Below are 14,721 nucleotides of genomic sequence, written 5' to 3' on the forward strand. Positions count from 1 at the left end.
GGGCGGGGGTAAGCCAGGTAAAAACGCGGACTTAATGCGTGCCGATAAATAACCGCACTGATGCCGGTGGAATAACGTCGCCGGCCTGAATACGGAGACGCACCATGCATGAACACGCCATCACCGTACGCCGCGCCGCGGCCGAGGGGGCCGATGCACAAATGCTGATGGAGGAGTTGTCAGACGCGCTGCTTACCATTACCGGCAGCAGCGGGCGCGCCTCCTTTGATGCCGAACAGATGCAGCAGCCCGGCTGCTGTTTTGTGCTGGCGTATGACCCCCACGGCAACCCGGTGGGCTGCGGCGCGTTCCGGCCGCTGGACCAGGGGATTGCGGAGGTCAAGCGGGTCTATGCCCGGCGCAGCGCCCGCGGCGTCGGCTCGGCGGTGCTGCGTTATCTGGAAACGGAAGCCGCCCGGCTCGGCTACCGGCAAATCTGGCTCGAAACCCGGCTGGTGAACCTGACGGCGGTGCGTTTTTACCTGGCGCACGGCTACCGGGAGATCGCCGCCTATGGCGATTACATCGGCAAAGCGGATGCGGTCTGCCTGGGGAAAAAGCTCGGCGGGATGCCGGAAGGGTGAGCGCGCACGGCCTGACGCCGGGCATTTTGGTCTACAGTTAGCCTAGGACCAAGCCCGTGACACAGGAGTTATACCATGAGCGGAACCTATACGCTGTATGGCCGTAAAGGCTGCGGATCGGCCATTGTCGCCGCTGCGCTGAAGCTGACCCGGCTTCCTTACCACTATCAGGAGGTGGATGACCAGACGGACTGCCCGGAGTATGAGCGGCTGCTGGCGCTCAACCCGCTGGGGCAGGTGCCGGTACTGCGGCTGCCGGACGGCACCGTGATGACGGAAACCGCGGCGATTCTGGTGCTGCTGCACCTGCGCTGGCCGCTGGCGGGGCTGATCCCGTCGAGTGAGGGCGGCCACCTGCCGGTGTTCCTGCGCTGGATTATGGTGATCAACGCCCAGATTTACCCCTCCTTTACCTACGGCGACCAGCCGGAAAAATGGCTGCCGGGCGTCGATAACCCCAAAGTGCTGACCGACACCACCGATGGCCTGCGCAAAAAACTCTGGTTGCAGATTGAAGCCGCCGCTGACGCCAACGGCCCGTGGTTTTTCGGCGCGACCTTCTGCGCGCTCGACATTTATATCGCGGTGATGCACCACTGGCGGCCGGGGCCGGTATGGTTTGCCGAATACGCGCCGCGCCTGGAGGCGATTGCCAAAAACGTGGCCCGCCACCCCCGGCTTGAGACGCTGTTCCGCGAGCAATTTAGCTGACAACCCTTACCCACGGGCTGACGTGCGCGCCGGTCTGTGGGAGAATAGCGCCAAACCCTGTATAGATAACCAGATGCTATGGCGCTCACCCCCGCACTAAAAAACCAGATAGGCCAGTGGTATAAGGCCCTGCAAAACCAGATCCCCGATTTTATTCCCCGCGCGCCGCAGCGCCAGATGATCGCTGATGTCGCCAAAACCCTTTCCGGCGATGAGAGCCGCCATCTGGTGATCGAAGCGCCCACCGGCGTCGGCAAAACCCTCTCTTACCTGATCCCCGGCATCGCGGTCAGCCGGGCCGAGGGCAAGCCGCTGGTGGTCAGCACCGCCAATGTGGCGTTACAGGACCAGATCTACAGCAAGGATCTGCCGCTGCTGAAGAAGATCATCCCTGACCTTAAATTCACCGGGGCGTTTGGCCGCCGCCGCTACGTCTGCCCGCGCAATCTGGCGGCACTCAGCAGTGACGAGGCGGCGCAGGGCGATCTCGGCCTGTTTCTGGATGATGAACTCGCCCCGGCCAGCGGCGAGGAGCACGCCTTGTGCGTCAAACTCGGCAAGGCGCTGAGCAACCATACCTGGGACGGCCTGCGCGACCATTACCCCCAGACCATCCAGGACCCGCTGTGGGCGAAGCTCAGCACCGACAAGGTCAACTGCCTGGGGCGCAACTGCCACTATGTGCGCGACTGCCCCTACTTCATCGCCCGCAAGGAGATTGAGAGCGCCGATGTGGTGGTCGCCAACCATGCGCTGGTGATGGCGGCGCTGGAGTCGGAATCGGTATTGCCGCCGGCCAAGGATCTGCTGCTGGTGCTGGACGAAGGGCACCACCTGCCGGAGGTGGCGCGCGATGCGCTGGAGATGGCGGGCGAGATCGGCGCGGTGTCGGCCAACCTTCAGCTCGAGAACCTGTTCCGCCAGATGGAAGTCTGCATCAGCCATTTCCCGCCGAAAAGCCCGCCGCCGCTGGCGAACCTTGAGCGGCTGAAAACCCACTGCGAGGAGCTGCGCGAACTTCAGGCGCAGGTGGAGCGCGAGCTTGCCGCTTACCTGCCGCCGGATGTGGTGGAGGCGGAGCACCGCTTTGAGATGGGCGAACTGCCGGCGGCGCTGCCGGAAACCTGCACCCGGCTGTTCAAGCTCACCGATGCCTTGCGGGGGCTGACGGAATATATGCAGAACGATCTCAGCGAAAAGACCGGCAAACATGATGTGGTGCGGCTGCACCGTACCCTGTTGCAGATGAACCGCGCGTTCGGCTATTTCGAGGCGATGAGCAAGCTGTGGCGGCTGGCGGCGCTGGCGCAGTCCTCTAATGCGCCGATCAGCAAATGGGTGACGCGCAGCCAGCGCGACAACGTGGCGCATCTGACGCTGCACTGCGTCGGCATCCGCGTCAGCGATCAGCTGGAAAAGATGCTGTGGCGCAAGGTGCCGCATGTGGTGGTGACGTCTGCCACGCTGCGCTCGCTCAACAGCTTCGCCCGTTTGCAGGAGCTGAGCGGGCTGAGCGAAAAGGCCGGTGACCGCTTTGTGACGCTGGATTCGCCGTTCAACCATATCGACCAGGGCCGGCTGGTGATCCCCCAGATGCGCTATGAGCCGCTGATGACGCACGAGGCGGAGCACCTGGCGGAGATGGCGCACTTTTTCCGCGCCCAGGTGGCGGAGAAAAAGCACAAGGGGATGCTGGTGCTGTTTGCCAGCAACCGGGCGATGCAGACCTTTTTAAGCCATGTGCAGGATCTCCGGCTGATGCTGCTGGTGCAGGGTGACCAGCCGCGTTACCGGCTGGTGGAGACGCACCGCAAAAAAGTCGAGGCGGGGAGCCAGAGCGTGCTGGTGGGGCTGCAATCTTTTGCCGAAGGGCTGGATCTCAAGGGCGAGCTGCTGACGCAGGTGCACATCCATAAAATCGCCTTCCCGCCGGTGGACAGCCCGGTGATCGTCACCGAGGGCGAGTGGCTGAAATCCCTGAAGCGTTACCCGTTCGAGGTGCAGAGCCTGCCGAGCGCCTCGTTTAACCTGATCCAGCAGGTCGGGCGTTTGATCCGCAGCCACCAGTGCACCGGTGACATCGTGATCTATGACCGCCGCCTGCTGAGCAAAAGCTACGGCGCACGGTTGCTGGCGGCGCTGCCGGTGTTCCCGATCCACCAGCCGCCGATGCCGGAGGGCGCACCGCCTGCACCGGTGGTGGCCGCCGCCAAAAAAACCGCGAAACCCGTCCGCCGCCGCACCCGCCGCTGAGGTTACTGGATCTCCACCTCCATCAGCGCAGAGGCGCTGAAAGTGCCGGTGGCCGGGGCGGCACCGGTGGTGTTGACCGGCCAGGCGTAGAGAAATTGCCGCCCGGACTGGTTCTGCACATCCAGCGGCAGCGGCAGGCGGCCGCTGTTGAGCGGAAGCGGCACCAGGTTTTCGTCCGCCACCCGCACGCCGATGTCCGGGTTGGAGGTCTGCAATACGCCGGGCAGCGCCGCACTCTCCTCCCCCAGCAACACCAGCTCAAGGTGCATGGTGTCGTTGATATTTCGGCAGGCATACTCCAGCGTAATCTGCTGTGGGACATACCCGGCGGGCATCGCGCCGGGGGTCAGCAGGGCGGCGCTGCGGATCTGGCCGAGGTTGACGTTAATCACCCGGCCGTCATCGATGGCGCAGGTCTGCGGCACGAGCAGGGTGCCGAAGACGGAAATCCGGCTGACCGGCTGGGTGCCGTAACTGCCCTGCGCGCCCCAGCGGGCATAGATTTCCATCAGCCGGGTGAGGGGAATGGTCAGCTGGCCGGTAAAGCCGGCGGCCAGGTACAGCGACAGGGTGCCGTGGTTGGCCACCTCCTCTGACGGGCTGTAGTGGGTGCCGTCACTGCCGCACGGGTAACTTCCCCCATCCGACAGGTCATCGAACGGGGCCGGCACCGGGATGCCGCCTTTCACCCCCAGTTTGGCACCGATGTGCAGCGAGTCATTCACAATAAAGTAGGTCTGGTCGCCGTCCCGGTAGCCGGGCGGCAGCAGGATTTCGCTGCGGAAATAGAGCGCCGCATTGCCCCCTTCACAGCGGCACTCCATCGGAAACTGATTCGACAACTGGAACACGACCGCGTCCGGCAATACCTGCCCGCCCTGGTTGTGCGCGCTGTCGATCTCGCTTCTGTCCAGTTGCAACAGATAAGGGGTGGTGTAATGCAGGGTTTCACAGCCGCCCGCCCACGCCGCCCGGCCGCCCAGCAGCGCGGCCAGCATCAGGCCGGTGAGCCCCAGGCCGGCCCGCCACCGCCGGGGCATCATACGCTGCCCCGGTTGCCGCAGGGTAAAAGGTAACCGGCAGGTGCGGGGATCATTGGATCTGCACCTCCATCAGCGCCGAGGCACTGAAGGGGCCGGCGGCCGGGGCATTGCCGGTGGTATTGACCGGCCAGGCGTATAAATACTGGCGGCCGGAGCGGTTCGAGTTGCCGGTGGTCAGCGGCAGCGGCAGACGGCTGTGGTTGATCAGCAGCGGGGCCATGTTGCTGTCAGTGAGCTGCACGCCGATGTCCGGGTTAGAGCTTTGTAACACGCCGGGCAGCGCCGCGCTCTCTTCGCCGAGCAGCGTCAGCTCAAGGCGCATCTCCTCGGTAATGTTATTGCAGAGATAGTCCAGCGTAATGTGCTGAGGGGTGTAACCAGCAGGCATGGCACCGGGGATGCGGATGTCAGTGCTGCGGATCGGGCCGAGATCGACATTCACCACCTGTGCATCGCCAATGATGCAGGCCTGCGGCACGACCAGGGTGCCGTACACCGCAAACCGGCTGACCGGCGTGGTACCGTAGCCGCCCTGGGTGCCCCAGCGGGCATAGATTTCCATTATCCGGGTGTAAGGGATTTCCAGCTCGCCGGTAAAGCCTTCGGCCACATACAGCGACAGGGTGCCGCTGTAGGCCGTTTCATTGACCGGGTGGTGGTAAATCCCGTCGCTGCCGCAGGGGTAACTTCCGCCGTCAGAGAGATCCTCGAACGGCATCGGGCGCAGCGAGTCATCGTTCATCCGCAGTTTAAGCCCGGCATGCAGCGACGGCTTCACGATGTAATAGGTCAGGCTGCCGTCCTGGTAGCCGGGCGGCAACAGGCTTACGCTGCGAAAATAGAGCGCCGCGCTGCCCCCTTCGCACCGGCAATCGATGGCGCCCTCCCTGCGCACATAAAACGTGTGCATATCCGGTAACACCTGCCCGGCCATATTATGGGCGGTATTAATATCGTCACTGTCCAGCTTGATGGAATAGGGGGCCGGCCTCGAGAGAGGGGTGCAGCTTCCGGCCCACGCCGCCGGGCTGCCTGTCAGGCCCAGCCCTGTCAGGCTGACCAGTAGCAGGCCGGCCAATATCAGAACAGCCAACAACCGCAGAGATCTAACGTGTCTCATGTGTGGCTCCCGGGCGATGGGTTGCCCTGTCAGGTAACGGTGACCGGCAGGCGGGCCTCCCGGCGCAGAACTTAATGGAATTCGACCTCCAGCAGTGCCGAGGCGTTGAAGGGGCCGGTGGCCGGGGGCTTGCCGGTGGTATTGACCGGCCAGGCGTACAACACCTGTTGGCCGGTTTCATACTGGATATCCCCATAGTTAAGGGTGAGCGGCACCTCGCCGCCATTGACGTCAAAGGGCTTCATGTTCTGATCCGCCACCTGCACGCCGATATCCGGGTTGGAGGTTTGTAAGGTGCCGGGCAGGTCAGCGCTCTCCTGGCCATACAGGGTCAGTTCGATCTGCATGGTTTCGGTGATGTTGGCGCACATATACTCCAGCCTCACCGCCTGGGGGGTGTAGTTGGCGGGCAGCGCGCCGGGGACCAGGATATCGGCACTGCGGAGGGTGCCGAGGTCGATATTAATGACGGTGCCGTCATTAATCCGGCAGGTTTGCGGCGCGATCAGCTGGCCGGCGATAAGCAACTCGTTGATGTGTGTGGCGCTGTAGCCGCCCTGGGTGCCCCAGCGGGCATACACCCGTGCTAACAGGATGGGCGGAATGACCAGCTTTCCGGTAAAACCTTTGACCAGGTAAAGCGACAGCGTCCCCTTACTCCCGGTTTCCGCAATAGGGCTGTGGTAAAACCCGTCACTGCCGCAGGGATGGCTTAACCCGTCGGAAACATCCTCAAAGGGGGCAGGGATAAGCGGCCCATCATTGATCCGGTATTTAAGGCCAATCTGCGCCGAGGGATGCACGATATAATACGTCATGGTGCCGTCGTTGTAGCCGGGCGGTAAGGTGATCACACTTTTGAAATAGAGCGCGGCGCTGCCCCCTTCGCACCGGCAATCCATCGGATGGGTGTCCCCCCCATATACGGTGATCATATCCGGTATCACCATGCCGGAGTCATCGAGTACATACCGCCCCTGATCCAATTCTGTAAAATAGCGCCCCGGTTGCTCGACCATCAGGCACTCCCCGGCCCACACCGCCGGGCTGCCCAGCAGCATCCCCGCGAACATGACGCTTTCCCACCGCAGGCTGTTCAACATGACGCCCTCCTGTTTTCCGGGCGATGGCCGCCCCTCAAGATAAACCCTGGCCTGCCGCCGCCCGCAGGCTAACGGCAGGCCGCCTGTACACTGCGCACCGGCTCGCCCTGATCCGCGTCCGGCAGGGTGAGATACGCGCGGCACGTTTGCTGCGCGCCATTGCCCCATTTCACGATGACCTCCGCCTGGGGCGGCACGCCGCTCAGGTAGAGCTCGCCGCCGTCGCCGACAATGCCGGACACCGCCGGGTCACTGGCCAGCGTCGCCACGGCACCGAACGGCAACGGGCGGCCGTCACGCGTCAGGGTTACCACTACCCGGTAACCGAGGTGGGTGGCAAAGTGCGCCAGCACCACCGCGCCTTTGGTCGGCACCACGCTTTGCGTCGCCATCGGCAGGTCGGTGTTCTCCGGCAGGGTGGTGGTGTCCAGCACCAGCCGGTTCTCCCGGTAAGGGGAGAGGTAAGGCACCAGCAGGTAGCCGCGCGGGTCGGTATGTACCCCGACGTTATTCCTGATTTTCACCCCGCCCGCGCCGGGCGCATGCACCAGCGCCAGCGTCTCACCCACCGGCTGGCCGAGCGCCGCGCCGTAAGGGGTAGCGACCGCGCTGCCCTGTAGCCGGTAGTTCACCCGGCTGCCGCTGCTGTCGCTGTTGTAGCCCAGCCCGGCCTCCCCATATGCGCCGCGGTAATCCACCGTCGCCAGCCCGGAGCCGCCGCCGTACTGGTTGTCATAGCCCGCTTGCAGGGTGTAGCTCAGGTTGCCGTCCTCCAGCGCGCTGCCGTTCAGCCCCACCTGCTGGCTGTGGTGGCGGGCGGCGTCAGTGGTGGCGGAGTAGGTGGCATAGGTGCGCGGCAGCCAGCCGTCGAGCGGCACCTGCACCGTCAGCGAGAGTTGCCGGTCATCGCTCAGGCGGTTGTCGTGGTCATCGTCGTCGTCCAGCGAGGAGACGCTCTGCACCCAGGCATAGGAGAGGCTCAGCGAGATGCGCCCGAGGGTGGTGCTGTAGCCGACATTCAGGTTGCGCTCATAATTGCCGGTGCCCCAGTACTGTTGCTGGTAGGCGGAGAGATAGAGGCTGCCGCCGTCCCGGCCTAGCGGCTGGCTCAGGTTCACCTGCAGGCGGCTGCGCCGGTTGTGGCTGCTCAGCCAGTCGCCGTCATCGTTCTGGCGATCGTGGACATCCGCCGCGTCGGCAAACGAGAAGTAGCCCTGCGAGGCGTAGCGGGTCGCGGCCAGCGTCAGCGACGTGTTGGTGCTTTCGAACACTTTGTTGTATTGCAGGCGGAACGCCGCGCCGCGCTGAGGCTCATCGGTGAAGCGGGCGGGCAGGGTGGCGCGTGCCTGCGCGGCATCCACGGAAACGGACCCGGCATAGCCCAGCCCGAGGCCGACGCCCAGCAGCGCCGACTGGTAATCCTCAGCCACCAGCAGGCCGCCGTAGCCGGTCACCGAATGGGGGAAGCCGTAACGCAGCGTCACCTGGCCGAAGCCCGGCCGGTAGTTGCCGTAATTGGCGTGGTACGCCCCGGCCACCCCTTCATAGTCCAGGTGCCCCTCGCGCTGCATCATCGGCACCGCCGCGAATGCCTGGGTAAAGGTCTGCTCGCTGCCGTCCGCTTCGGTCACCGTCACCGCCAGCGTGCCGCCGCTGCTGGTGGGGTAGAGGTCATCAATCACAAACGCGCCGGGCGGCACGTAGCGCTGGTCAATCACATTGCTGTTCTGCCGGATGGTCACCCGCGCATTGCTGCGGGCGATGCCGCGCACCACCGGCGCAAAACCGCGGCGGCTGTCGGGCAGCATGTCATCGGCCGAGGCGAGTTGCAGGCCGCGAAACGGCACGCTGTCGAAAATATCGGACGTGGTGGAGCCGTCGCCGATGACCAGTTCCCCCTGCAACGATGGAATGCCCCGTTGCAGCCAGGTGCGCAGCGTGTCCCAGCGGCGGCGGTAGCTGCCGTCCTCGCCGCCTTCGCTGTCCGTCATGTAGGTGGAATAGTTGCGCAGCCGCCACGCCCCCCAGTTCGCCCCGGAGAGCAGGTTCAGGTAGTAGCTGTTGGCCGGTGGCGCGTCGCTGTCACGGGAAAGGGCTTTCTGGCCGGTGGCGTTGTAGTTGGCGAGCAGCGCCGGCACGCCGTTGTCCCAGCGTTCCGGCGGCACCGTGCCGCGGGCGGTATTGCGCAGCGCAATCTGCGGCACCGACAGGGTAAGCCGCTGCCGGGCGAAATCAAACTGGGTGGACGCATCAGGGATATAGTCCGCCAGCGGGGCGACCGGCGCATCGGGCGGCAGGTCACGCAGCCGCGGCAGCGCAGCCACATTGACCCCGAGCGCCGCCGGGGTGAATTGCGGCTCCAGCCGGTTGCCGAGGCGCACAAAGGTGACGTCCCGCGTGACCTGATGGGTCAGGTTCAGCACGATATCCACATGGTAACTGCCCGGCAACTGTCCGCCCGGCGTGTCAAACTGGCTGAGATCCACCGGCTGCCGGGCCGGGTTATCGATGTCAAACGCCCGCGGGTCAAAGTAGCCCTCGGTGCGGCCCTCCGCCGTCAGCAGGGAAAGGGCGAACAGCCATAAAACAGGTGCGGGCCGGGGCATCCGGCCGGTAAGTGATGATGGCATGCCGCTGTCCCTAGCCGGAAACCCGGCAATGCGATGGGCGCCCTATAAAGGGCGGTTGTCTCTTTTCTAGTGGTGTAACGGTGAGTGTTGTACCGGCGTGCTGCTGCCGTAATCGGTGATCACGCTCCAGCTGACCTGCCCGGCCGGCCCGGCAGGCAAGGGGTAATCGCTCCGGCCGAACGGGGCGAGGGTCAGCGCCGCCAGCGAGGCCGTGACCGGTTTGCCGTCGGCGCTGATCTGCTTCAGGTTCACGTAATAAGGGGTCGGGTTTTGGGCCGTCAGCGTGCTGCCGCGCATACTGAAGGTTATCTGCCGCCACGCCTCCTCCGCCCCTTTTGCCAGCGCCGCCGGGCGGTAAAAGAGTTTCAGCCGGGTTTTCACCGTGAGGTGCAACATATTGGTGGTGGTGCTTTTCTCCAGTTGCGGCACGGATTTGATGTTCAGCCAGTAGAGGGTTTCCCTGTCCTGCGGCAGGCCACTGCGGGTCAGCACAATGCGCAGCACATTCTCCTGGCCGGGATCGAGGCGGAACAGCGGCGGCGTCACCAGAAACGGCGCTTTCCCGCTGTTTTCACCCTCCACCCAGCTCTGAATGAGATAGGGGCGATCCTGCTCGGGGTTGCTTACCGACAGCGCGGTCTCCTTATTATTTCCGGGAAACACCACCCGGGTGCCGCCAATGATTACCCCGGCCTGAAGCGGCAGGGAAATAACCCATAGCAGGGCAGCCAGGGCGGGAAATAATGGCTTCATGCAACGCGGCCTATACAGTGTGTAATAGCTTGAGTGTAGTCAGAGAATAGCGCGATGCCATTCACCTGAAAACACATTAAAAAGATTGGTCAGTACAGGGTGGCTAATAAGGGTAGGGGGAATAACCGGGTAGGAAATAAATAGAAAAAGGGCGGCGCACCCTTGTCGGCTGCGCCGGAATGATAACAGGCGTTAATGTCCTGAATAAAATTAACCACAGGAAAAAGAAAAAACGGCATGTCCTTCGCAATACCCTTCCTTATTTAAAATGAAATAATCGCGGTTTTGTGATCCTGACCGCGCTTTTATCACGGGTAAACCATCGTGAATTGCGCGGTACTGTTGGCGGCACCCGGTGTCACGGCATCGGCGGTGGACATGTAGCTGGCGTAGAAGGTCAGCGTATTGGCACCGGCCTGGATCGGGTATTGCGCGGAGTTCTGGCCCAGCTTGATGTGCTGTTCTTCGCGGTCGGAGAACTCAATCGCCACGCCGGTTGCAGCCAGCGCACCGGATTCAATCTCCAGCAGCTCTGTATTGGCGGCATTGGCCGGGCCGTCGAATTTCACTTCAACGTTACCCGCATCCGGGCATTCGGAGAGCGCGATATTGAACTGGGTGGCCGCCGCTTTTTTACCGGCTGCCCCGCTCAGGGACGAGGCAGACACTGCACCCATATCGACATTCTGGGTCGCGGTATCCACGGTGCAGGCGGTATCAGTAATACTGCCGGTGAAATTAATGGTGCCGTCAGCGGCCTGGCTGTAATGGGAAATAAACAGCGCGCTCGCGATAAGCGTAATTGCCGTGACATGCGATTTAATATTTTTCATGATAAATTCTCGTTGAGGTAGTGGGTGAATGATATTCCGGTGAAGAATCCGGTGAATGATGAAATAACAGGGGTGCCTGATGGCGTTATATTCCGGTAATGCCTGTGCGTTTCGCCTTCATTGCCCCTGTGTCATATCATTTCTGGTGCGTATATAATCACCCCATGAATGATTGATCGAGTTATCTATATTAAATCTTTATTTAACTGCGTATAAAACGATCTAAAAGAGTGGTTATTCAATTAATTAGCGTGCGACTAATAATCGCACTGGCCTATTTTTTTCATTCTGTTAACCTTCCATTTACCGCTGGGGACCGGGGAAAACACGGCAGCGGAGTCAGGCGATGTGCCGGAGGCGGCAGCGGCGTTATGCTGGCCGCCAGTCACGCAGTGAGGACAGGGCGATGGATTACACCAAAATTATTAAAGAAGTGGGGCGCGGCAAAAACCATGCGCGCGACCTGGACCGGGAGACCGCCCAGGCGCTCTACCGGCAGATGCTGGCGGGCGAGGTGCCTGAGCTGGAGCTGGGCGCGGTGCTGATTGCGTTGCGCATCAAGGGCGAAGCGGAAGAGGAGATGCTGGGCTTCTACCAGGCGATGGATGAACGGGTGATGCGGCTGGACGCCCCGGCCGGGAAACCGCTGCCGGTGGTGATCCCGAGTTACAACGGCGCGCGCAAACAGGCCAACCTGACGCCGTTGCTGGCGCTGCTGCTCAGCCGCCTCGGCCTGCCGGTGGTGGTGCATGGTGTGAGTGAAGACCGTTCCCGCGTTACCAGCGCAGAGATTTTCAGCGCGCTGGGCATCACCCCGGCGGCGTCACAGGCACAGGCGCAACAGCAACTGGACGAGGGCGGGCAGCCGCTGTTTATCCCGGTGTCGCTGCTCTGCCCGCCGCTGGAAACGCAGCTCAATCTGCGCTGGCGGATGGGGGTGCGCAACAGCGCCCACACCCTGGCAAAACTGGCAACGCCGTTTGCCGGGGACGCGCTGCGGCTCTCGAGCGTCTCCCACCCGGAGTATATTGAGCGGGTCGGGGGCTTTTTCCGGCAGATCAACGGCCGGGCGCTGCTGATGCAGGGCACGGAGGGGGAGGCGTACGCCAACCCGCAGCGCGCCACGCCGCTCTACCTGATCCATCAGGGCACCATGCAGGCACTGACTGAACGGCAGGAGTACAGCGAAGCCGATTTACCGGCAGACAAAAGCGTTGAGGTCACGGCGCGCTGGACAGCGCGCTGTCTGGCGGGGGAGGCGGCGGTGCCGCAGGCGCTGCGCACCCAACTGGCGGCCTGCCTGCTGGCGACCGGCGAAGCGGAGGATCTGGCGGCGGCCACCGCGCGGGTGGACGCCCTGCTCAGCTGAGCCTGCCTCTCCGGTGCCGGCCGGGGAGGGTCAGACTTTCTTCAGGAAACAGGTTTTCAGCACCAGCCCTTTTATCTTGTCTGACCGGCACTCGATCTCATCAGGATTGTTGGTCAGGCGGATATTCTTCACCACCGTGCCGCGCTTGAGCGTGGTGGAGGTGCCTTTTACCTTCAGGTCTTTAATCAGCTGCACCGAGTCACCCTCGGCCAGCAGCGCGCCGTTGCTGTCTTTCACATCCATTACACATCTCTCTTTGCCATGATTGCGGGGCGCGGAGTATACCCACTTTTCCCCGCTAACCCCTGATGACAGATCAATTTTTACGTTGCATTCAACCGGGCCGCCGTGGGTGGTAGACTGAAACGTGAATGTTATTACGACCAGGAAGGCAGGCATGCAACAGGCATCCGAGTATTTCAATGCATTGAATCACGAGTATCTCGCCGTGCATCAGGCGAAAGAGGAGTTGTTCTGGCAGAACTACATGGGCACCGGCGCAGAGGATGTGGCGGAGAAATTTGCTGCGGCGGAGAGCGCCTATAAGCGCTTCATCGCCAACCCGGCGCGGCTGGGTGAACTGCGCGCGCTGATTACCCAGGCAGAGCAGCAACCGGCAGGTGACGATCGGGCTGCCTTGCTGCACGGCCTGCGCGGCTGGCAGCGTTTTTTCGAGAGTAACGCGATTGAAGACCCGGCCGCCCAGGCGTTGATGGATGAGATTATCCAGGCGGAAAGCGCGCTCTACAGCCGCCGCAAAACCCTGCGGCTGACCCACCAGACCGCGCCGGGCCAGGAGGCCGAGGCGTCGCTTGGCGAGTTGCTGACCAACCAGGCCACCCATGATGATGAAACCTGCCGCCGCAGTTCGCAGCAGGCGCTGCGCGGGCTGGAGCAGTGGTTGCTGGTGAACGGCCTGCCGGAGCTGGTGACGCTGCGTAACCGCTTCGCTCGCCGGATGGGTTTCCGCAACTATTTCGATTACAAAGTAAACCTGACCGAGCGCATGACGCCCGAGGCGCTGTTCGCCATTCTTGACCGTTTCGAACAGGAGACGCGCGAGGCCAACGCCCGCAGCCTGCAACAGCTCGCTGCCAATAAAGGGCCGGACGCGCTGGAAGCCTGGAACATCCGCTACGCCAGCGCCGGTGACGTGACCCGCCAGCTCGACCCCTATTTCCCGTTCTCGCAGTCATTGCAGCGCTGGGTGGAGAGTTTTAAACGGCTGCATATTGGGTTCCGCGGGGCGCAGATGCAGCTCGACCTGCTGGTGCGGCGCGGCAAGTATGAGAACGGCTTTATGCACGGCCCGGTGCCGGCGTTTTACGACCGGGGCACCTGGGTACCGGCCAGGTTGAACTTTACCAGCCTGGCGCAGCCCGATCAGGTCGGCAGCGGGGCATCCGGTTTGAACACGCTGTTCCATGAAGGCGGCCATGCGGCGCATTTCGCCAATATCACCCAGAACGCGCCCTGTTTTTCGCAGGAGTTCGCGCCGACCTCCATGGCCTACGCCGAAACCCAGTCAATGTTCTGCGACAGCCTGCTGGATGACGCCGACTGGCTGAAGCGTTATGCGCTGGACGACAACGGCGAGCCGGTGCCGGACGCGCTGATCCGCGCGGGCATTGAGGCACGCCAGCCGATGCGCGCCTTCAACGAGCGCCATATCCTGCTGGTGCCGTACTTTGAGTGGTCGCTTTACCAGATGGCGGAAGCGGATCTGACGCCTGCAGCTATCACGCAGCTGGCGCGTGAGACCGAGCAGCGGATCCTGGGCGTAGACAGCCCGCGCCCGACGCTGGCGATCCCGCATTTGCTGTCGATGGAGTCCGCCTGTTCCTACCAGGGTTACCTGCTGGCGATGATGGCGGTGGAGCAGACGCGCCACTTCTTCCTGCAACGTGACGGTTACCTGACGGATAACCCGGCCATCGGCCCTGATCTGGCGGCGCACTACTGGCAGCCGGGCAACAGCGTCAGCCACAACGACACGCTGCTGAGCCTGACCGGCGAGGGGTTCAACCCGGACTATCTGGCGCAGGCCTGTAACCAGACCGCCGAGCAGGCGTGGCAACAGGCGCAGGTGACGATTGTGTCGGCCGCGACCCGCCCGCAGCCCGCCGCGGATTTCGACCTGGAGGCGGCGATCAGGATCGTCGATGGGGAGCGGGTGATCGCAGATAACCGTGAGGGGGATGAGGGGATGTGTGGGGATTTTGCGGCGTATATTCGTTCACACTATTGAGTTTTGAGTTTTGAGTTTTGAGTTTTGAGTTTTGAGTTTTGAGTTTTGAGTTTTGAGTTTTGAGTTTTGAGTTT

At 62.8% G+C, this 14,721-nt stretch carries 12 protein-coding genes; 5 read left to right on the forward strand and 7 right to left on the reverse strand.

Features of this window, described 5'->3' with window-relative positions; all coding sequences use genetic code 11:
* The first annotated feature begins 104 nt into the window (after nucleotides 1-104).
* The 3 genes from JK232_RS12105 (at nucleotide 105) to dinG (ending at nucleotide 3,548) form a co-directional block, all read left to right on the forward strand.
* Nucleotides 105-584, forward strand: a complete 480-nt coding sequence (locus JK232_RS12105) for a GNAT family N-acetyltransferase (RefSeq protein ID WP_212589261.1) — start codon at nucleotides 105-107, stop codon at nucleotides 582-584.
* A 75-nt stretch (nucleotides 585-659) separates the two neighbouring features.
* Entirely contained in the window at nucleotides 660-1,295 is a 636-nt protein-coding gene (locus JK232_RS12110) for a glutathione S-transferase family protein (protein WP_072926060.1), read from the forward strand.
* Nucleotides 1,296-1,373: 78 nt separating this feature from the next.
* On the forward strand, nucleotides 1,374-3,548 hold the full coding sequence (dinG, locus tag JK232_RS12115; RefSeq protein ID WP_101828756.1) for an ATP-dependent DNA helicase DinG: 2,175 nt from the start codon (nucleotides 1,374-1,376) through the stop codon (nucleotides 3,546-3,548).
* A gap of 2 nt (nucleotides 3,549-3,550) precedes the next feature.
* Here dinG and JK232_RS12120 read toward each other — a convergent pair whose 3' ends face one another.
* The 6 genes from JK232_RS12120 to JK232_RS12145 form a co-directional block, all read right to left on the reverse strand.
* Nucleotides 3,551-4,591, reverse strand: coding sequence for a fimbrial protein (locus JK232_RS12120; protein ID WP_101835070.1), 1,041 nt, complete (start codon nucleotides 4,589-4,591; stop codon nucleotides 3,551-3,553).
* Nucleotides 4,592-4,640: 49 nt separating this feature from the next.
* Nucleotides 4,641-5,711: a fimbrial protein gene (locus tag JK232_RS12125; RefSeq protein ID WP_212589262.1), complete on the reverse strand. Its 1,071-nt coding sequence runs from the start codon at nucleotides 5,709-5,711 to the stop codon at nucleotides 4,641-4,643.
* A gap of 71 nt (nucleotides 5,712-5,782) precedes the next feature.
* Nucleotides 5,783-6,814, reverse strand: a complete 1,032-nt coding sequence (locus JK232_RS12130; RefSeq protein ID WP_212589263.1) for a fimbrial protein — start codon at nucleotides 6,812-6,814, stop codon at nucleotides 5,783-5,785.
* 68 nt (nucleotides 6,815-6,882) lie between these two features.
* Nucleotides 6,883-9,444, reverse strand: coding sequence for a fimbria/pilus outer membrane usher protein (locus JK232_RS12135; protein ID WP_246538511.1), 2,562 nt, complete (start codon nucleotides 9,442-9,444; stop codon nucleotides 6,883-6,885).
* 66 nt (nucleotides 9,445-9,510) lie between these two features.
* Entirely contained in the window at nucleotides 9,511-10,197 is a 687-nt protein-coding gene (locus JK232_RS12140) for a fimbrial biogenesis chaperone (RefSeq protein ID WP_072926050.1), read from the reverse strand.
* Nucleotides 10,198-10,505: 308 nt separating this feature from the next.
* On the reverse strand, nucleotides 10,506-11,030 hold the full coding sequence (locus JK232_RS12145; protein WP_072926049.1) for a fimbrial protein: 525 nt from the start codon (nucleotides 11,028-11,030) through the stop codon (nucleotides 10,506-10,508).
* Between the two features lie 406 nt (nucleotides 11,031-11,436).
* On the opposite strand from JK232_RS12145, the gene ybiB reads away from it, so the two are divergent.
* A complete protein-coding gene (gene ybiB / locus JK232_RS12150; RefSeq protein WP_072926047.1) occupies nucleotides 11,437-12,399 on the forward strand; it encodes a DNA-binding protein YbiB in 963 nt (320 codons plus the stop codon).
* A gap of 30 nt (nucleotides 12,400-12,429) precedes the next feature.
* Here the strand turns inward: ybiB and JK232_RS12155 are convergent, their stop codons facing one another.
* The gene (locus JK232_RS12155; RefSeq protein WP_101855255.1) at nucleotides 12,430-12,642 is read right to left on the reverse strand and encodes an alkylphosphonate utilization protein; all 213 of its coding nucleotides are present in this window, start codon (nucleotides 12,640-12,642) and stop codon (nucleotides 12,430-12,432) included.
* A gap of 154 nt (nucleotides 12,643-12,796) precedes the next feature.
* On the opposite strand from JK232_RS12155, the gene JK232_RS12160 reads away from it, so the two are divergent.
* Nucleotides 12,797-14,647, forward strand: coding sequence for a M3 family metallopeptidase (locus tag JK232_RS12160; RefSeq protein WP_101835062.1), 1,851 nt, complete (start codon nucleotides 12,797-12,799; stop codon nucleotides 14,645-14,647).
* Nucleotides 14,648-14,721: the final 74 nt, after the last annotated feature.

The sequence above is a fragment of the Nissabacter archeti genome (assembly GCF_018257325.1).
GTDB lineage: Bacteria > Pseudomonadota > Gammaproteobacteria > Enterobacterales > Enterobacteriaceae > Chimaeribacter > Chimaeribacter arupi.